Source organism: Chromohalobacter marismortui, from assembly GCF_004364315.1.
Lineage (GTDB): Bacteria > Pseudomonadota > Gammaproteobacteria > Pseudomonadales > Halomonadaceae > Chromohalobacter > Chromohalobacter marismortui.
This window is the reverse complement of the sequence record NZ_SOBR01000001.1, coordinates 481,535-500,184: the sequence shown is the minus strand read 5'-3', so window position 1 is coordinate 500,184 and position 18,650 is coordinate 481,535. Positions and strand designations below refer to the sequence as shown.

Annotated in this window: 15 protein-coding genes; 3 read left to right on the top strand and 12 right to left on the bottom strand. The window is 63.0% G+C overall.

What is annotated here, in order from left to right:
* Nucleotides 1-5: 5 nt before the first annotated feature.
* Genes sppA through C8E00_RS02180 form a run of 3 tightly spaced genes read right to left on the bottom strand, consistent with a single transcriptional unit; the run spans nucleotide 6 to nucleotide 2,803 of the window.
* Nucleotides 6-1,085 (bottom strand): signal peptide peptidase SppA, encoded by a 1,080-nt coding sequence (sppA, locus tag C8E00_RS02190; protein WP_133693967.1) that lies wholly within the window; start codon nucleotides 1,083-1,085, stop codon nucleotides 6-8.
* Nucleotides 1,082-1,795: an HAD family hydrolase gene (locus C8E00_RS02185; protein ID WP_133693965.1), complete on the bottom strand. Its 714-nt coding sequence runs from the start codon at nucleotides 1,793-1,795 to the stop codon at nucleotides 1,082-1,084. The genes sppA and C8E00_RS02185 overlap by 4 nt, the downstream gene beginning before the upstream one ends.
* 60 nt (nucleotides 1,796-1,855) lie before the next feature.
* Complete coding sequence (locus C8E00_RS02180) at nucleotides 1,856-2,803, bottom strand: RluA family pseudouridine synthase (RefSeq protein ID WP_133693963.1); 948 nt, start codon at nucleotides 2,801-2,803, stop codon at nucleotides 1,856-1,858.
* A gap of 730 nt (nucleotides 2,804-3,533) precedes the next feature.
* Between C8E00_RS02180 and rne the strand changes: the two genes are divergently transcribed.
* Entirely contained in the window at nucleotides 3,534-6,962 is a 3,429-nt protein-coding gene (rne, locus tag C8E00_RS02175; RefSeq protein WP_133693960.1) for a ribonuclease E, read from the top strand.
* Nucleotides 6,963-7,115: 153 nt separating this feature from the next.
* Here the strand turns inward: rne and murB are convergent, their stop codons facing one another.
* The 7 genes from murB to C8E00_RS02140 all read right to left on the bottom strand — a co-directional run bounded on the left by murB (nucleotide 7,116) and on the right by C8E00_RS02140 (nucleotide 14,721).
* Nucleotides 7,116-8,117, bottom strand: a complete 1,002-nt coding sequence (gene murB, locus C8E00_RS02170) for a UDP-N-acetylmuramate dehydrogenase (RefSeq protein ID WP_133693957.1) — start codon at nucleotides 8,115-8,117, stop codon at nucleotides 7,116-7,118.
* On the bottom strand, nucleotides 8,104-8,607 hold the full coding sequence (locus C8E00_RS02165; protein ID WP_133693955.1) for a low molecular weight protein-tyrosine-phosphatase: 504 nt from the start codon (nucleotides 8,605-8,607) through the stop codon (nucleotides 8,104-8,106). The genes murB and C8E00_RS02165 overlap by 14 nt, the downstream gene beginning before the upstream one ends.
* Nucleotides 8,604-9,377, bottom strand: coding sequence for a 3-deoxy-manno-octulosonate cytidylyltransferase (kdsB, locus tag C8E00_RS02160; protein WP_133693953.1), 774 nt, complete (start codon nucleotides 9,375-9,377; stop codon nucleotides 8,604-8,606). Before kdsB ends, C8E00_RS02165 begins: the two co-directional genes overlap by 4 nt.
* Nucleotides 9,374-9,598 carry a Trm112 family protein gene (locus C8E00_RS02155; RefSeq protein ID WP_133693950.1) on the bottom strand — a complete coding sequence of 75 codons (225 nt, stop codon included), beginning with the start codon at nucleotides 9,596-9,598 and terminating at the stop codon, nucleotides 9,374-9,376. Before C8E00_RS02155 ends, kdsB begins: the two co-directional genes overlap by 4 nt.
* Before the next feature lie 3 nt (nucleotides 9,599-9,601).
* Nucleotides 9,602-10,594 (bottom strand): tetraacyldisaccharide 4'-kinase, encoded by a 993-nt coding sequence (gene lpxK, locus C8E00_RS02150; RefSeq protein WP_133693948.1) that lies wholly within the window; start codon nucleotides 10,592-10,594, stop codon nucleotides 9,602-9,604.
* Nucleotides 10,591-12,366, bottom strand: a complete 1,776-nt coding sequence (msbA, locus tag C8E00_RS02145; RefSeq protein WP_133693946.1) for a lipid A export permease/ATP-binding protein MsbA — start codon at nucleotides 12,364-12,366, stop codon at nucleotides 10,591-10,593. The genes lpxK and msbA overlap by 4 nt, the downstream gene beginning before the upstream one ends.
* Before the next feature lie 78 nt (nucleotides 12,367-12,444).
* Nucleotides 12,445-14,721: a DNA internalization-related competence protein ComEC/Rec2 gene (locus C8E00_RS02140; protein ID WP_133693944.1), complete on the bottom strand. Its 2,277-nt coding sequence runs from the start codon at nucleotides 14,719-14,721 to the stop codon at nucleotides 12,445-12,447.
* Nucleotides 14,722-14,841: 120 nt separating this feature from the next.
* Here C8E00_RS02140 and C8E00_RS02135 point away from each other — a divergent pair, with 120 nt between their 5' ends.
* Nucleotides 14,842-15,369: a DUF2062 domain-containing protein gene (locus C8E00_RS02135; protein ID WP_133693942.1), complete on the top strand. Its 528-nt coding sequence runs from the start codon at nucleotides 14,842-14,844 to the stop codon at nucleotides 15,367-15,369.
* A gap of 9 nt (nucleotides 15,370-15,378) precedes the next feature.
* Here C8E00_RS02135 and C8E00_RS02130 read toward each other — a convergent pair whose 3' ends face one another.
* Both C8E00_RS02130 and C8E00_RS02125 read right to left on the bottom strand, forming a co-directional pair.
* On the bottom strand, nucleotides 15,379-16,089 hold the full coding sequence (locus C8E00_RS02130; protein ID WP_133693940.1) for an ABC transporter ATP-binding protein: 711 nt from the start codon (nucleotides 16,087-16,089) through the stop codon (nucleotides 15,379-15,381).
* Between the two features lie 10 nt (nucleotides 16,090-16,099).
* Nucleotides 16,100-17,341 (bottom strand): lipoprotein-releasing ABC transporter permease subunit, encoded by a 1,242-nt coding sequence (locus C8E00_RS02125; RefSeq protein WP_133693938.1) that lies wholly within the window; start codon nucleotides 17,339-17,341, stop codon nucleotides 16,100-16,102.
* 224 nt (nucleotides 17,342-17,565) lie between these two features.
* Between C8E00_RS02125 and C8E00_RS02120 the strand changes: the two genes are divergently transcribed.
* Nucleotides 17,566-18,648 (top strand): agmatine deiminase family protein, encoded by a 1,083-nt coding sequence (locus tag C8E00_RS02120; RefSeq protein ID WP_133693936.1) that lies wholly within the window; start codon nucleotides 17,566-17,568, stop codon nucleotides 18,646-18,648.
* Nucleotides 18,649-18,650: the final 2 nt, after the last annotated feature.

Sequence of the window (18,650 nt, the reverse complement as noted above, 5' to 3'; positions counted from 1 at the left end):
TGTCGTCATTGCACTTGGTACCGTACGGGCGACGCATTGCTGGAAACCCCGGCCCACTCCGCTGCGACACGCCCCAACTGGCGCGACAAGCGACTCAAGGGGTCAAGTGCAGGCGTGTAATCCCGTCTCGGCACGCCGCCGAAGCGTTCCCGCGACAGCGCATCGATACTGCTCAGCCCATCGATCAGCCCCAGCCCGAGTGCTTGCTCACCGGTCCAGATCAAGCCGGAAAAGAGCCTGGGATCGTCGGCCAGGCGCTCACCGCGCCCGCGTTTGACGTCTTCGATGAACTGGCGGTGCGTGGTATCCAGTACTTGCTGCCAGAACTTGCGTTGCTCGTCGCGTATCGGAGAGAAGGGATCGAGAAAGGCCTTGTTGTCGCCGGCAGTGAAGACACGACGCTCGATGCCCAGCTTATCGATGGCCCCCTGCATGCCGAAGCCGGAGTAGATGACGCCTATCGACCCCACCAAACTCGCCGGGGCGGCATAGATATCGTCCGCCGCCGCGGCAATGTAATAGGCACCGCTCGCGCCGATGTCCTCGATCACCGCGACGATCGGCTTATCACCCTTTTTCGTCAGACGCTGCACCTCGTCATAGACACGCTGCGACTGCACCGGGCTGCCGCCGGGGCTATTGACATGCAGCACCACCGCCCGCGATGCCGGGGCCTGCCACGCGGCACGCAACCCCTCGATGATCCGCTCGGCATTCGCCTCGCCATTGGCATCGATCACCCCATTGATCTCGACGACCCCCACATGGGGAGCGCCGACGCCACCGGGCATATCACGCCCGGCGAAGAAGAGCGCATATGCCGTCATCGCCAGCGATGTCGCCACCAGCAGCACCAGCACCAGTCGAAAGAACAGCTTCCAGCGCCGTGAGCGTCGCTGTTCGACGAGCACCCCGTCGATCCAGCGATCGAGCATGCGCTGCTCCCGCAAACGGCGTAGTTCACGCAAGCGTTCGGGGTCGCTTATCGACGCTTCGTCACGCTCCTCGGCACGCTCACGTCCACGCGACGCTCGCTCGACTTCGGGCCCCTGCGTCCAGGCATCTCCATGCTTATCGTCACTCATGAGTGGTCACTCCTTGCTCGCGTGGCGCTCGATGCCGACGCCTTGGCATCCTGCGGGGGCGCCGCATACAGCCAATCGATCAATGCCGGGAACGTATCGGCCAGCAGCAGCGGCTCGCTACGCGCCAGGCGCTCGCGGGCATGCACGCCATAGGTCACTGCTATGCGGTCCATGCCCAACGCCCGCGCCATTTCCATGTCGTACTCGGTATCGCCCACCATCAACGCCTCCTCCGGGGCCAGGCGCATCTCGGTCAGCAACTCTTCCAGCATGCGCGGGTGCGGCTTGGACAGCGTCTCATCGGCCGTACGGCTAGCGTGAAACCATTCGCCGCTGCCTGTGCGCGTGAAAACGCGCTCCAGACCACGACGGCTCTTGCCGGTCGCCACCGCCAGCCGCAGGCCCGACTCGCCACGCAGCCGCTGCATGCCGGTCGCCACCCCGTCAAAGAAGGGCATCGGCTCCCGCTCGGCGGCGACGAAATGCGCCGAATAATGCTCGCGCAAGCGCTCACGCTGTTCCATGGACATGCCGGGACATAGCTGAGCAATGGCCTCCGGCAGCCCTAACCCGATGATGTCGCGTACTGCCGCATCCGAGAGTGGCGTCCAACCGACATCATGCGCGGCCGCCTGCATGCACGCGACGATCCGCGCCACAGAATCCATCAGGGTGCCGTCCCAGTCGAAAATCACTAAACGATAGCGCAAACCACTTTCCCCTCATCGATGACATCATCCGATGCCGCACCCTCGCGGCCCATGCAGCCCTCAATCGGCACGCCGCGCGTTCGCCAGCACCGTTTCGAGCGCGTCCCCCAACGGCGCCTTGACGTGCACCGGTCGACCGCTCGTGGGCTCGGGAAAGGTCAAGGCATGCGAGTGCAGGAACAGGCGATCGAGCTTTAGCTCACGCGCCAATCGGCCCCCCTCGCGAGTACCATACTTATCGTCACCGAGCAGTGCATGGCCGGCGTGCGCGGCATGCACGCGGATCTGGTGCGTCCGCCCGGTCACCGGCGCGGCCTCGATGAGCGTGGCACGCGAGAACGCCTCGCGCACGGCGAAGCGTGTCCGCGACACCTTGCCCTGGTTGTCGACACGCACACGGCGTTCGCCATTGCCCGCATCGAAGCGATCGAGCCGAGCACTGACGAACTCGCGCCGCGCCGGCCAGCGCCCTTGCACCAGCGCCAGATACTGCTTATCCATCTGATGAGCCTTGAGCGACTGATTCAAGGTCACCAGCGCCGCGCGCGACTTGGCCAGGAGCAGACATCCAGAAGTATCGCGATCCAGACGGTGCACCAGCTCGAGGAAGTCGAGATCGTCACGCACCTGACGCAACGCCTCTATCAAGCCGATCTTCACGCCACTGCCACCGTGTACGGCAAGCCCAGCCGGCTTGTTGAGCACCATCCAGTCGGGCCCCTCGACCAGCACACTGCCTGCCAGCAGATTGCGCAGTCCATCGCTGACCTCGCGCACGGCCTCTTCAGGCGCCAGACGCAAGGGCGGGATGCGCACCAGGTCGCCCAGCGCCAGGCGATAGTCTGCCTTGACTCGCTTCTTGTTGACGCGAATCTCGCCCTTGCGCACGATGCGATAGATCAACGACTTGGGCGCCCCCTTGAGCCGCGTACGCAAGAAATTGTCGATACGTTGCCCGACCTGCCCTTCGCTTACTTCCACCCACTGTACGTCGCGGCCTTCGGCCATGCGCACCCTCTCCTTATACGAATGCCACCGGATTGTCGGCGCTAGACGCCACACGGCATTCTACCGCAGCGAGATCGTCTTGACGCCAATTGCTGCGTTATCGCTTTACTGGTATATTCGAGACTCGCTGAAATGGGCATCAAGTGCCCATGTATTGCGCCTGCTCTGCAGACACGCAGGCCCGAGCGAAGAACATGACATTCCCCACGCGCGACGCCCATACCGCGCCGCGTCAACGGGAAAAGAACGATTGGAACGCCATGCCCGCCAGGGGCGCACGAGACACTCGGCGCCACCCCTGCGGGATGACATAAACACCGTGCCGGGGCAGGCGTGCCGAATCGATCCATTGCTAGCTGTCTAGCGGATGACCGCAGGGCCGGACGGGCACACTCCCGCCGGAACACGTCCTGCCACCGCTGCGTACTCAACATGCTCTTACAGTGTTCAGGGATGTATACGACAGGATCTATACGGACGGAATAACGACGTTGAACACCCCTCGAAGCGCTGGCGGGCCCACTCGTCCACCGCATTCGGCGGCCATCATCACATGCATCGCCCAGTGGGCGATGACGACCGTTGGTATGCCTGTCTTGTTGCCCTCGGCCCTCCGGGTCGCCAAGACATCGTCACGACATGCACTGAGCACAAGCATGCAAGCAAGCGATTCGACGCGCCGTTGCCACGCCTTGTCGTTAGACCGGCACGCCTAGTCAGTGAGACTTGCATGAAACGAATGCTCATCAACGCGACACAGCCCGAAGAGCTGCGCGTCGCGCTCGTCGATGGACAACGCCTGTACGACCTGGACATCGAATCCGGTGCCCGAGAACAGAAGAAAGCCAACATTTACCGTGGTCGCATCACGCGTATCGAGCCCAGCCTCGAAGCAGCGTTCGTCGATTTCGGCGCCGAGCGTCACGGCTTTCTCCCGCTCAAGGAAATCTCGCGGGAGTATTTCACCAAGGAACCTTCCGGGCGTCCCAACATCAAGGAAGTGCTCAAGGAAGGCCAGGAAGTCATCGTCCAGGTGGACAAGGAAGAGCGCGGCAACAAAGGCGCCGCGCTGACCACCTTCATCAGCCTGGCGGGGCGCTTTCTGGTGCTGATGCCCAACAACCCCCGTGCCGGTGGCATATCGCGGCGCATCGAAGGCGATGATCGCGCGCAACTCAAGGATGCCATGGGCCAACTGACCGTTCCCGACAAGATGGGCGTCATCGTACGTACCGCCGGGATCGGACGTTCCCCCGAGGAACTGCAGTGGGACATGGACTACCTGGTGCAGGTCTGGGAAGCGATCACCGAAGAAGCCGGCAAGCGCAGCGCCCCCTTTCTGATCTATCGCGAGTCCAACGTCATCATTCGCGCCATGCGCGACTATCTGCGCCACGACATCGGCGAGGTCTTGATCGATAGTCCCGAGGTGTATGAAGAGGCCTTGCACTTCATTCGCCAGGTCATGCCGTCCTACCAGAACAAGATCAAGCTGTACGCCGATGACGTACCGCTGTTCTCGCGTTTTCAGATCGAATCGCAGATCGAAACCGCCTACCAGCGTGAGGTCAAGCTGCCCTCCGGTGGCGCCGTGGTCATCGACCACACCGAAGCCCTGGTGTCCATCGACATCAACTCGGCGCGCGCCACACGCGGCAGTGATATCGAAGAGACTGCGCTGCAGACCAACCTGGAGGCCGCCGACGAGATCGCCCGCCAGTTGCGTCTGCGCGACATCGGCGGTCTGGTGGTCATCGATTTCATCGACATGACGCCGGCCAAGAACCAGCGTGAAGTCGAGAACCGTGTTCGCGATGCCCTCAAGCTCGACCGCGCCCGCGTGCAGATCGGCCGCATCTCACGTTTCGGTCTGATGGAAATGTCACGCCAGCGCCTGCGCCCGTCGCTGGGCGAGACCAGCGGCGTGGTCTGCCCGCGCTGCAACGGCCAGGGCACCATCCGCGACGTGCGGTCCATCTCGCTGTCCATCATGCGCCTCATCGAAGAAGAAGCCATGAAGGAACGCAGCTCGCAGATTCGCGCCGTGCTCCCCGTGCCGGTGGCGACCTACCTGCTCAATGAAAAGCGCAGCGTGCTCAACGATATCGAGCAGCGCCAGGGGGTGCAGGTGGTCCTCTTGCCCAATCCTGACATGGATACGCCGCACTACGACATGCAACGCCTGCGCGACGATCAGGTCAGCGAAGAAGATGGTCAGCGTTCGAGTTTCGAGCTGCCCACTGAAACCGACTACACGCAAGAGCCCGACGCAGCCTTCGACAAGCCGGTGCAGCGCACCGAGGCGGCGGTCAAGAGCGTGGCTCACAACGCCCCGGCCCCCACCTCACTGCAACACGATGCCGAGCCACCGAGCGCCTCGTCCGAGACACCGAGCACGCCGGCGTCACAAGAAGGGGGTGGGCTGTTCTCACGCTTGGTCAAAGGCTTTGGTAAGCTGCTCAATGGCGAGGACAATGCCACCTCGTCACAAAGCACCACCGCCTCCAGCCCCGAGTCGCAAAAACGGGCGGCCGACACCGCTTCTTCGTCCGACGCCTCGCGTCAGCGCAACCGTCACGGCCAGCACGCGTCGGCCGGTTCACGCAATGAAGGCAATACCCACAAGCAGCAGCGCCAGAATACGCGCGACAACGACACGACGCGCCAAGATGCGTCGTCCGGCAATGGCAACGGCGGACGTAATGGCGGTAACAACAGCCGCCGTCGTCGCAATAGCGAAGAATCGCAAGAGCGTCAGGGATCGCGTGGTGAAGGTCGTCGCGAGGACAATGGCGGTGCCAAACGCAACACACGTTCTTCTCGCGGCAATGGCAAATCAGGCGATACCGGACGCAGCGACAACACCAGCAATAGCGACAATGCACGTCAGGACTCGCGCAATGCCGGTAAATCCAACAAGTCCCGCGAAGACAGCAAGGACACCAAGGCCAATAAACCCAAGTCCGAGACGACGTCACAAGCGGCGTCCAACGACAAGGCCTCTGAAAAGTCTGCTCCGGCCAAGGACAGTACGCCGAAGGCCGACAGCAAACCGAAGCGCACCCGTAACAATCCGCGCCAGCGCAGCCGTAAGCATGCTGTGAACCCGCAGTCGGTCGCGGAGCAGGAAAAGCTGCAGGCACAACAGCAGCAAGAGGCCGCCAGCGAAACGGCACAAGACGTCCAAGGCGACACTTCCAGTGCCGCGCCTTCGCCCGCCAAACCGGCAGACGACAAAGCGAGTGCCAAGTCGAGCGAGACAGCAGCCGAGGTGACCGACGCGCCGGCCGCGGCGACCAATCCGCCCGCCGAGGCTCAGCCTGCTGCGCCTGAAGAGCACGCTCACGCAGGCAATGATGCCCCGGCGAACACGCCTCGCCCGGATGCGGCAGCGACGCCATCGCGCGGGACCGAAGCCGTGGAGGAAGACAGCGCCGCCAAAGCGCCGAAAGACGAGGTCAAGCAGACGCCTGACGCGGACATGACCGAGCACAGCGCCTCCAAGGCGACATCGGAAGGCGCGTCCGCTGACGACTCTTCACAAGCGCCCGCTGACGACGCTCCGGCACAGGCAACGACGCAAGCCGCTCCTGAGGATGCCGGCGAAACCGTCGAAACAGCCCGCAATGAGGCAGCCCCCGACGTGGAAAGCGACTCAGCTTCTCAGGCCGAGAAGCACGCGTCACGGGCCAACGACGCGCCGGTCGCGGACGAGACATCCGCGTCGTCTACGCCCAGCGAGCCCCTTGCGACTCAGGCAAGCGATGACGAGTCGGCCCGCGATGACGTGACGCCGTCCGCCCGGACAGAAGACGATAACGTCGCAGCCAGCGACACGGCCACCGCGACAACGTCCACGGGCAGCGCCGAAGCACAGGCCAGCGCGGCTTCGACCTCGACCCCCAAGGCTGACAACCCGACCTCGGCCGCTTCGCCGGCCACCAGCGAGGAAGCGTCAGCGACGCCGGCCGACACCCCGGCACCGACGGCCACGCCTCGCGGCGAGGAGGCATCAGCGCCGGCGGCCGCGACCACGGTCGCGTCGCAAACGCCCCAGGAAGCGGCCACACCGCGCCAGCGGCGTCGCGCCCACAACGATCCGCGCGAACAGCGTCATCGTCTCCAGGAAAATCTCTTCCGCGGCGACGACAACGCCTAAGCGTCTGCCAAGGCGGCCGACGCGGCCGCCTGCAGACACAAAAAACGCCTGAAGGAGGAATCCTTCAGGCGTTTTTTCATGATCGGTTCGCCGTGATGCGCCCTGCCGCCTTGTCGCGGCGCCTCACCAGACAAGACATGGCCACCTGGTGCATTACCCCATCAGACGCGGCTCGCGCTCCAGCATCACACCGAAGGTCTGCTGTACGGTATCGCGGATATGATCGGCCAGCGCCAACAGCGCCTGCCTGTCGCCACCACCAAAGTGTACCAGCACCAGCGCCTGGCGTTCGTGCACGCCAAAGGCGCCCCAGCGAGTCCCCTTGAAGCCGCAACGCTCGATCAACCATCCCGCGGCCAGCTTGACCCTGCCATTCGGTTGCGGGAAGTGCGGCATCGCAGGATATTCCTGCAGCAGGCGCCCGGCGTGGGTCGCTTCGAGCACGGGGTTGGTGAAGAAGCTGCCGGCGTTGCCCAGCACGGCGGGATCGGGCAACTTCTCACGCCTCACGGCACACACGGCATCGAAGATCGCCCGCACCTCGGGGTGCAACGCGACACGCTCGGCGAGGTCGCCGTAACCCATACGAGGCGCAGGGCGGCGCGACAACCTCAGCACCACCTGCGTTACCACCACGCGCCCCGCCAAGGCGCGCTTGAAAAGGCTGTCGCGGTAGGCGAATTCACACTCATCGCGCGAGAAAACGGCGTCGCGACCATCATCACAGTACATGACATGGACGGCCTCCAGGACATCGGCAAGCTCGACGCCGTAGGCGCCGATATTCTGGATCGGTGCGGCGCCGACATGGCCGGGAATCAATGCAAGGTTCTCGATCCCCCACCAGCCGCGCTCGACACATGCCGTGACCAGGTCATGCCAGGACAAGCCGGCCTGGGCGTAGACGAGAATCGTCTGATCGTCGCCCGCTTCCCACCACCAGTCGTCACACGCCACCTGCAAGGTCACCCCTGGCAGCGTAGGCGCCAGTACCAGGTTGCTGGCGCCACCCACGATATTGAGTGGCACCTCGTCACGCCTTGCCATGGCCAGCGCGGCGCGTATGTCATCGCGCGTCGTGGCCGCGATGAAGCGTTCCGCGCGACACGGCAGCCCCAACGTATTATCCAGCGTCGCGGCGTCAGCGAGCGGCATCACCACGCTCCGCACGCTGTGTTGCAAGGTGCTGGCGACAATGCTCGATCAAGCCATCGGCCGCCTGCTCGATCAGGGCGAACACCTCGGCAAAGCCATCCTCGGTTGCATAATACGGGTCCGGCACGGAACGCCCGGACTGCCCGGCAAAGTCCAGCAGCAGTCCGAGATGCGCCTGACAGTCGGTGGGTGCCATACGGCGCATATGCGCAAGGTTATCCGCATCCATTGCCAGCAGATAATCGTACGCCCGAAAGTCGTCGACACGCAGTTGGCGTGCCCGTAACGAAGCAATATCGATGCCTCGCACCCGTGCTTCTTGCTGGGCACGCGGGTCGGGTGGCTCGCCCACGTGCCAGCGTCCGGTGCCACAGGAATCCAGTGCCACGGCCTCCGCCAAGCCCGCCGCATGCAAGCGCGCCCTGACGATGCCCTCGGCCGTCGGCGAACGGCATATATTCCCCAGGCACACGAAGAGAATGCGGGTCATGCCTTGTCCTCCTCTTCAGCGATCAAACGACGTATCCGCTCGAGATCTTCCTGCGTATCGACGCCCGCCGGATGGGCCTCGCAGGTCAGTGCCACCTGAATGCGATGTCCATGATGCATGGCACGCAGTTGTTCGAGCTGCTCGAGCTGCTCGAGCGGCGACGGCAGCCAATCGACATACTCGGCGAGGAAGCCGGCGCGATACGCATAGAGGCCGATATGACGCAACCAGGCATCGGTTTCGAGATGGTCGGGACGCTGGGCGAAGTGCTCCCGATCCCAGGGCACGGGCGCTCGTGAGAAATACAGCGCACGCCCGTATAGATCGCGCACCACCTTGACCACGTTGGGATTGAACAAGGCTTCCACATCGCCGATGGGCTCGGCCAGCGTGGCAATGGAGGCCGTGGTGTCGTCGGCCAGCCGGCTCGCCACCTGATCGATCAACGCCGGCGGCAACAGAGGCTCGTCACCCTGCACGTTGACCACGATGGTATCGGCCTCGAGACCTAGACGTGCCGCCACCTCGGCGAGGCGATCAGTCCCTGAGGGGTGATCACGCCCGGTCAGCATCACCTCGGCCTCATAAGGCCGCATGGCCGTCTCGATACGCGCGTCATCGGTGGCGATCACCACGCGCGCGGCGCCGCTTTGACAAGCGCGCCGCCATACCCGTGCAAGCATTGGCTCGCCGTGAATGGCCAACAAGGGCTTTCCCGGCAACCGTGAAGACCCATAGCGCGCCGGGATCACCACGACCACGTCATTCATGAAGCACCATCCCATGTCTCGCCGGTGCCACGACGGGGCTTGTCCAGTTTCTCGTCGACATCCATCTGGCGCGCCTGCTCTTCCAGCATCACTGGAATCTCATCGTCGACGGGAAATGCCAATCCATCGAAAAGACACTTGAGTTCGCCACGCTCGCGGTCGTACTTGAGCTTTCCCTGGCAGCGCGGGCACACCAACATCGCCAACATTTGCTTATCCATGGTTCACCTCTCGGTCAACGCCGCCAAGCGGCCTTCTAGCCAGGTCATCAATGCCGGATCGGGATGCGCTTCCACATCCAGCACCCAGCAACGTTCATGTGCGAAGAAACGGCATTTGACCGCATCCTTGGCCGTCATGACCACCGGCCGATTGTCGGAAAATTGCAGATCGGCTGCATCGAAGCGGTGATGATCAGCCAGCGGGCAAGGATCGAATGCAACATCCAGCGCCGTCAGCGTCTCGAAGAAACGCGATGGATGGCCAATTCCCGCCAACGCATGCACGCGTCCATTGAAGGGTCGCCCCTCGATGGGATAGCAGACGTTATCGATCAAATGCCGCCACCGCGACGGCACCAGATGCATGCTGTAGTGCGGCACGGGCAAGTCTTTTTGCAATGCGCCGTTACCGATGACGGCATCCACGTCGTTGAGGCGGGCCAGCGATTCACGCAGCGGGCCTGCGGGCAAGCAACGGCCATTGCCGAAGCCACGCGCGCCATCCACGACCACGAGCTCGATATCACGCCCCATGGCCAGATGCTGCAAGCCATCATCGGATAGCAGGATATCGCAGCCGGCCGCGATCAACTTGCGCGCAGCGCGTGGCCGATCGGGATCGACGGCCACCGGAAGCCCCGTCTGTGCCGCCAGCATCACAGGCTCGTCGCCTGCTTCTGCAGGCGAGGTCTCCGGCGTCACATACAGCGGATAACGACGTGCATGGCCGCCATAGCCGCGCGAGACGATGCCCGGATGCCAGCCACGCTCGGCGAGCCAGCGCGCCATCCACGCCACCAGCGGCGACTTGCCGGTTCCTCCCACGGAGAGATTGCCGATCACGATCAACGGCACCGGCGGTTTCCAGACCGTCTTCGTTCCACGCTGATAGGCTCTGCGTCGTGCATCCATGACCGAGGCATACAGCCCCGCCAAGGGACGCAACGGCACCAGCCACGCCGCGTCACGGTACCAGGCATCTTGCAAGCGACTCACTCGGCCTCCTGGAATTGCAATTGATGGAGCGCCGCATAGGCGCCATCCTGCGCCAGCAATTCGTTATGCGTGCCGCTTTCAATGATCTCGCCCTGCTCCATGACCAGAATACGGTCGGCACGCTCGATGGTCGACAAGCGGTGAGCGATGACGAAAGTCGTGCGCCCACGGCATACCGTTTCCAATGCTTGCTGAATATAGCGCTCGGACTCGGTATCCAGCGCCGACGTCGCTTCGTCGAGCACCAGCACAGGTGAATCCTTGAAAATCGCGCGCGCGATGGCCAGGCGCTGCCGCTGGCCACCGGACAACATCACCCCATTATCACCGACGATGGTCTCATAGCCGTTGGGCAAACGCTCGATGAATTCATGCGCGTAGGCAGCGCGTGCAGCGCTCTCGACGGCTGCTCGATCGGCATCCGGATGTCCGTACGCAATATTGGCACCGATGGTGGTATTGAATAGCGTCACCTGCTGCGAGACCAGTGCGATGCGCTGACGCAGAGGCGACAAGGAATAGGTCTGGATATCCACGTCATCGAGTGTCACCTGCCCTTCAGTGGGACGATAGAAACGTGGCAGCAAGCTCACCAGGGTCGACTTGCCACTGCCGGAACGGCCCACGATGGCGACCATCTCCCCGGCGGGAATCTCCAGGTCGATGCCCTTGAGCACCTCGGCCTGCTCCTCGCCATAGCGAAAGCGTACGCCCTCGAAACGCACCCGCCCGTCGATGCGCGCCGGCACGTAACTGCCCTCATCGACCTCGGGCGGTTGTTCGAGCAGGCCGAACAGTTCCTGAGAGGCGGAAAGCCCCTTCTGGATCGTGCTGTTGACCTCGGTGAGCTGACGTACCGGTTTAGCCATCAACGACGCCGCGGTGATGAAGGCCACGAACTCGCCCGGCGTCATGGAGGCCATCAAGGCCGGCGACATGGCCAGCCACACCAGCCCGGCCAGTGACAGCGCCACCAACAGCTGAATGACCGGGGTGCTGACGGCCTTGGTCAGTGCCACCTTCATGCTTTGCTCGCGGTTGTACTCACTGGCCTCGGCGAAGCGCGCTTTCTCGTAGGCCTCGGCCCCGTGCGTGCGCACCACGCGATAGCCCGACAACGCCTCGGACGCCACGTGGGTAACATCGCCCATGGAATTCTGTATGCGTCGCGACAAGCGGCGAAAGCGTTTGCTGGTGTAACTGACTACCAAGCCAATCAGCGGAGTGACGGCCAGAAAGATCAATGTCAGCATCCAGTTGGTCCAGAGCAAATAGCTGACCAGACCGATCACGAACAGCCCTTCGCGCAGGATGATGGTGATCGCGTTGGTCGCCGCGCCGGTCACCTGCTCGACATGATAGGTGACGCGCGAGAGCAGGTGACCGCTGGAATGCATGTCGAAAAAGCGCCCCGGCAAGCGCAACATGTGGTTGAACACTTCGCAGCGCAGCGCATGTACCACGTTACGCGCCACATCGCTCATGTAATAAGTACCCAGGAATGTGCCCACGCCCCGCGCCGCGAACATGCCGATCACGAACAAGGGCAGCATCAGGCGAAAAGCCGCGTCGGGGTTCTGGATGCCGTCGATGAGACGCTTCATCATTTCCGCCAATGCGGTACTCGATGCGGCATAAATGGCGTATCCGATCACAGCGGCCAGAAATGCTTTCCAATGCGGTTTAACGTATCCCAGCAAGCGACGATAAAGGGACCAACTGGTAGCGTTTCTCACGGCGTCTCCGCTGGTTGAGAGGCTTGCTCGCCCCATGTGGGGGCAACTGCTGAAAATAGGCGATATACGCGCCGATGGGGGAGGACCACGATCTCCGGCGACGACATACACGTATCAACCGCCGGATTCTACCCCAATGCACGCCCCTTCGACACCGCCGGGCGGGCGCGCCGCCTGCATGCGTAGCGTCGCGGCGCCCAACGTGAAACGCAGCGCACCCTCCGTGGCGGTATTCCATAGACAACTGCCGACGCGACGAAAACGGCGTACCACTTCGGGATGCGGATGCCCATGCGCATTATCCCGGCCGGCACTGAAGATGACGTGCTTCGGCCGGGTACGCGCCACGAACGCCGGCGAAGAGCTGGTACGACTGCCGTGATGCCCTGCGACCAGAACCGTCAACGGTGTTTCCAACCCCGTCAGCAAGCGCCGCTCGATGTCACTCCCTGCATCCCCCGTGATCAGCAGGCGCTGATCGCCAGCCGTCACCAGCAATACGCACGAGCGATCGTTGTCGGAGCGCGTCACGTCACCCGCCACCGGCGATAGAAACCGATAGTCGACACCGTCCCTTTGCCATGCCACGCCCCGGCGACACGCTCTTGTGGCGATGCCTACCGGCATCTCTGGCGGTCCCCACCAACGCGCGACATGATGCATCTCAGCAAGCGTCTTCACCCCGCCGGCATGATCGCGATCGCTATGACTGACGATGACATCGTCGAAGTGCCGCCCCGCTGGCCACAACGACTCGGCGGGCGTGAATCCCGAGCCATAACGCGGCCCGGTATCGAACAGCAGACGCTGGGTGGCACTGCGCAGCTCGACCAATTGCCCCTGCCCCACATCGTGCACGGTGACGACGACTCGCCCTGGCGCCACCCCCGGCGGACGCAGCGTCAACGCCAGGGCGACCAGGCTCGCCGTCGCCCATAGACGTAGATACCCCACCATCCCAGGGGGCAGCCATGCCGTGCCCAACGCCGCCAATATCAATGCCAGCGGCCATGTTTCCCATATCGGCGGCGACCATGCAGGGAGCCATGTCCCCGCCCATGTCAGCCCTTTCCAGACACCCTGAGCGAGTTCATCGAACATCCCCCACGGGATCATCGCCAGGCGCGGCGACCACGCCAGCGCCCAGCCCAGCAGCCCCAGCGGCACCATGATGCTGCCGACCAGGGGTACCGCGAGCAGATTGACCAGCGGCCCCACCGGTGCCAGTCGCTCGAATCCGATCAGCACGGCGGCCGCCATGAACGGTGCCAACAGGCATTGCGAGCGCCCTAATGCCCACAACCATCCCCGCACACCCCGCGGCGCGGGGCGCCCCTGCCAGGCCGTGATCAACACGCCCACCGCCAGAAACGACAGCCACAGCCCGGGACGCCATACCGTTAGAGGGTTGCTCACCACGATCACCAACAACGCCAGCCACCAGGCCTGCCAGGGGCCTGGCGCATGACGCCCGCTGGCCACCCACAATCCCAGCAAGGCCATCACCGTGGCGCGTAACGCGGGCGGCTCGAACCCCGCCATGCCCGCATAGGCCAGTGTCGCCCCCCCCGCCAACCACCACGGCCAGGTCGCCAGGCGCCAATGCCCCGGTGTCATGCCCCGCGCCAGCAGACGCAGCAACATCAGTGTCACGCTTGCCACCAAGCCGACATGCAACCCGGAGATGACCATCAGGTGCGTGGTGCCGGTCGCGTTGAGCAAATCCCAGTCATCCTGCGTGAGACGCTCGCTAGCGCCCAAGGTGAGCGCCGCTAGCCAGCGGGTAGCCAGCTCAGACAATGGCTGCGCTTCCAGAAATGCCAAGCCGGCATCGCGCAGGGTCGAAGCGCCGATACTCGAACGCCGTGTCACGGCCGAATCACGCACATACCCCGTCGCCTGAATGCCCTCGCGCCATAGCCAGGCCGCATAATCGAAGCCATGATCATTGGCGAACCCCTGCGGCGGGCGCATGCGCACGCGCCATCGCCAATGGTCACCGACATGCACGGGCGGCGCGTCGTACCAGGACAGACGTACCCGTGACAGCGCATCGCATGGGGGTAAACCGGTCTCCTGGGGCACGCAGTGTGAGACCGCGACGCGCAGGCGTGTCAGTCCTTGGTCTTGACGCACCTGCACCACCCGTCCGGCGAGCGTGACATCCTGCCGCGACAAGCCATCAGGCAATGTGCCTGCGCGCTGCTCAGCAACCTGCCACGCGCATACCCCCGCCACGACGAGCATCGTCAGCCACCGCCAGTGCCCACGTGCCGCCGCCAGCAGCGCGGCCACTCCCCATGCACAGAGGCCACCGGCCAGCCCCCACCGCCCCCAGACGCTCCCGGCAAGCGCCGCTACAGCCAGCGGCATCGCCCACCCCATATTCATTCGCCATCCTTTTCTTAGATAATGACGATATATGATCGACGGACATGCGATGGCGCGCAACGATAGCGAGAGCCCCGGGTTGTATGGATAATGAATCGACACTTCGACAGCTCGTGGATCATGCCTCGCCGACTTCTGCAGCGTTACATGCCCCGGCCGGAAACGCTGAAACGCCAAAAATCGTTGCGTTTCATGCATCACCTACTGGGTGACCCTTCCCTATGGATGCTGTCGCGCCGCAGCGTGGGCAATGCCTTCATGGTGGGGCTGTTCGTCGCGCTACTACCGATTCCGTTGCAGATGGTCGTCGCCGCGTTCGGTGCCTGGCTGCTGCGCTGCAACCTGCCGTTGTCGGTCAGTCTCGTCTGGCTGACCAACCCGCTCACCATGCCGGTGATCTTCTATTTCAATTACCGGATAGGTGCCTGGTTGCTGGATACACCTGCGCGCCACATGCCCGATAGGCTATCTACCGCGTGGATTGCCGAAAAAATGGCGGATATCTTGCCCGCCCTGCTCGTGGGCTCGGTAGTGGTCGCAATCATCGTCGGCTTGCTCAGCAACCTGACGATTCGCTTGATCTGGCGTTGGCAGGTGGCCAGAAGCTGGCGGCGCCGCGCTCGGCGGCGGCGCCAGCGTAAGGCATGATGGCCGTGCTCAGTCCGCGCTCAGGCGGCCCTGGTCGAGGCGCATCACGCGGTCCTGATGGGCGGCGAGAGCGGGGTCGTGGGTGACGATGATGAAGGCACAGGCGCTACGTTCGGCAAGGCCATCCATCAGCGCCAGGATATTGCTCGCCGTGGTCTGATCGAGGTTACCGGTTGGCTCGTCCATCAGCACCAGACTGGGATCCGTGACCAAGGCGCGAGCGATCGCCACGCGCTGGCGCTCGCCCCCCGACAGTTCGCCCGGCTTATGCTCGCAGCGCGCCTCCATGCCTACTTGGGACAGGATGTCACGTGCTGCGGCCTGTGCCTGCTGGCGCTGTTGCCCACGAATGAGCAACGGCATGGCGACATTTTCCAGCGCCGAAAACTCCGCCAATAGATGGTGGAATTGATACACGAAGCCGATATGCCGATTGCGAAAGTCACCCAGGGCGGCTTCCCCCATGTCGGCCAGCGACTGACCCGCAATGCGTACCTGTCCCGCACTCGGACGGTCGAGACCGCCCAACAGATTGAGCAATGTGGTCTTGCCCGAACCGGAACTGCCCACCACGGCGACGCGTTCACCGGCCCTCACCTCCAGCTCCAGGGCATCGAGTACGGTGACATCCTGGGGGCCCTCACGATAGATACGCGTCAGGCCGTCGCAGTGCAGCATGATGTCATTATCGGCGAAGGTGGGCTTGCCATTCGATGCCATCGCGGTTTCCTCATTCATAACGCAATACCTCGGCCGGTTGGATACGCGCCGCACGCCAGGCGGGATAAAGGGTCGACAGGAATGTCAGTACAAAAGCCGATCCCGCGATGATGCCCACATCGCTCAATCGTAGTTGCGAAGGCAGATAACTGATGAAGTACACATTGGGATCGAGGAATTGAATCCCCGTCAACGCTTCGAACCAGGCAATCAAGTCCGACACCGACAGCGCCAGCACGATACCCAGCGCCACTCCCACGACGATGCCGATGATCCCGATCGCCATGCCCTGCACCATGAAGATGCGCATGATGGTCCCCGGCTTGGCGCCGATGGTGCGCAGGATCGCAATATCGGCGTGTTTGTCCGTCACGACCATGACCAATGTGGAGACGATATTGAACGCCGCCACTGCAACGATCACCATCAGCAGCAACCCGATCATGCGTTTTTCCATCTGAATCGCCTGAAACAGATTGCCATGCGTATAGGTCCAGTCCACCCCGCGGTAGCCACTGCCAAGATCGTTGACGATCTCATTGGTGACCGCGCCCGCCTTGAAGAGGTCATCCAACTCCAGGCGCAATCCGCCCACGGTGTCTCCCATGCGTCCCAGCGTCTGCATGTCGTGGATATTGGCATAGGCAAGCCGAGCATCCAGATCGGCCCCCACCTTGAAGATACCGCTGACCGTGAAGCGCTTGAAGCGTGGAAACACGCCACCCGGCGTGATCGAGGCTTCGGGCACCAGCAACGTCACGCGATCGCCCACGCCCACGCCAAGATTGCGTGCCAGCAGGTCGCCCAGCACCACGTTCCACTCGCCAGGTGCAAGGTCGTCTAGCGAGCCTTGCGTCATGTGCTCGTCGATGATCGAGACCTTGCTCTCGTAACTCGGCTTGATGCCGTTGACCATCGCGCCCTGGGTGCGTCCGTTGGAAGAGAACATGCCTTGCTGTTGCACGAACGGTGCCGCGCCGATGACATGGTCCCGTTTTTCCAGGCGTTCGGCGAGCGCCTTCCAGTCCGTCATCCCCCCCTGGGCTTCGATTCTGGTATGCGGCACCATGCCCAATATGCGTGTTCGCAATTCATGATCGAAACCGTTCATGACCGACAAGACGAGGATCAACACCGCCACGCCCAGCATCAGGCCCAGCATCGAGGTCAGGGAAATGAATGAAATGAAATGGTTACGACGTTTGGCGCGCACATAGCGCAGTCCGATAAGAAACGGCAAGCGATCCAGCATCGACATCGATTCCTTGGTATGAGCCGGGCTCATGGTACGTGTTTTTGCGTGCTCCTGCATGGGCCAGTGGCGGCAAGAATGCCTGCGATGGCATCATCATGCACAGCATCCGGTGACACTTGCATCCGTGTCGGCGACGACTAAAATGCCGCAGCTACCGCCATCATCGGCAAGACGCCGATATCCGGTCGCCGCGCTGTGCCTCACCCCCATAGGAGACCGCAATGCTCCCACGCCTGTTCCCTGAATGGCATCCCCAAGACGCCATTCAACTGACTTGGCCGCGTGCCGGAAGCGATTGGGAGCCACTTTTCGAGCGTATCGAAGCCTCCCTGGAAGCCCTGGTCGTGGCCATCACGCGGTATCAGCCCGTGCTGATCGTCGTCGCCGATGCGCCGACACGTGAGCGCCTCGACGCGCGCTTCACACGCCTGGGCATTCACCCCAAGCAATGGCATCTCATCGAAGCGTCGTCGAACGATACCTGGACCCGGGACCACGGCCCCATCGCCGTCGAACGCGATGGCGACGTCGTGCTGCTCGATTATCGCTTCACCGGATGGGGGGGAAAGTTCGCCGCCGAGTACGATAATGCCCTGACCGCGACGCTTTCGGAGATCGGCATTTACGCGGCGCCACGAGAAACGCGTGAACTGGTGCTGGAAGGCGGTGCCATCGAGGGCGATGGCGAAGGCACGCTATTGGTCACCGAGGCCTGCCTGCTCAATCCCAACCGCAATCCGCACCTGACGCGTGAAGACATCGAAGCCGCATTGCGCGACGACATGGGGATCGAGCGTTGTCTGTGGCTGACCCAGGGGCATCTCGAAGGCGACGATACCGATAGTCACATCGATACCCTGGCCCGCTTCTGCGATGCAGAAACCATTGCGTACGTACGCTGCGAAGACCCTGACGATCCGCATTTCGCCGCACTGGCGCAGATGGAAAAGGAACTCAAGGCCTTCCAGCGCGCCGATGGGGAACCTTACCGGCTCATTCCCTTGCCCTTGCCGCGCGCATGCCATGATGCCGACGATGGCCATCGCCTACCGGCCACCTATGCCAACTTTCTGATCATCAATGGGGCGGTCCTCGTTCCCATCTACGCTGATGCCGCCGATGGCGTGGCGCTGACGGCACTCGCCAGCGCGTTCCCCGGGCGCGATATCATCCCCATCGACTGTCGCACCGTGATACGCCAACATGGAAGCCTGCATTGCTTGACCATGCAGTTGCCACGCGGCGCGCTCTTCAGCGCCTCCACCGCCGGTGCCCATGACAGTAGTGACAATGACAAGGAGTGACG

Bases quoted from the DNA above. Each gene is read 5' to 3' on its own strand.
- sppA (WP_133693967.1), bottom strand. From the start codon at position 1,085: ATGAGTGACGATAAGCATGGAGATGCCTGGACGCAGGGGCCCGAAGTC.
- C8E00_RS02180 (WP_133693963.1), bottom strand. From the start codon at position 2,803: ATGGCCGAAGGCCGCGACGTACAGTGGGTGGAAGTAAGCGAAGGGCAG.
- rne (WP_133693960.1), top strand. From the start codon at position 3,534: ATGAAACGAATGCTCATCAACGCGACACAGCCCGAAGAGCTGCGCGTC.
- murB (WP_133693957.1), bottom strand. From the start codon at position 8,117: ATGCCGCTCGCTGACGCCGCGACGCTGGATAATACGTTGGGGCTGCCG.
- C8E00_RS02165 (WP_133693955.1), bottom strand. From the start codon at position 8,607: ATGACCCGCATTCTCTTCGTGTGCCTGGGGAATATATGCCGTTCGCCG.
- kdsB (WP_133693953.1), bottom strand. From the start codon at position 9,377: ATGAATGACGTGGTCGTGGTGATCCCGGCGCGCTATGGGTCTTCACGG.
- C8E00_RS02155 (WP_133693950.1), bottom strand. From the start codon at position 9,598: ATGGATAAGCAAATGTTGGCGATGTTGGTGTGCCCGCGCTGCCAGGGA.
- msbA (WP_133693946.1), bottom strand. From the start codon at position 12,366: ATGGGGCGAGCAAGCCTCTCAACCAGCGGAGACGCCGTGAGAAACGCT.
- C8E00_RS02140 (WP_133693944.1), bottom strand. From the start codon at position 14,721: ATGAATATGGGGTGGGCGATGCCGCTGGCTGTAGCGGCGCTTGCCGGG.
- C8E00_RS02135 (WP_133693942.1), top strand. From the start codon at position 14,842: ATGCCTCGCCGACTTCTGCAGCGTTACATGCCCCGGCCGGAAACGCTG.
- C8E00_RS02130 (WP_133693940.1), bottom strand. From the start codon at position 16,089: ATGGCATCGAATGGCAAGCCCACCTTCGCCGATAATGACATCATGCTG.
- C8E00_RS02125 (WP_133693938.1), bottom strand. From the start codon at position 17,341: ATGCTGGATCGCTTGCCGTTTCTTATCGGACTGCGCTATGTGCGCGCC.
- C8E00_RS02120 (WP_133693936.1), top strand. From the start codon at position 17,566: ATGCTCCCACGCCTGTTCCCTGAATGGCATCCCCAAGACGCCATTCAA.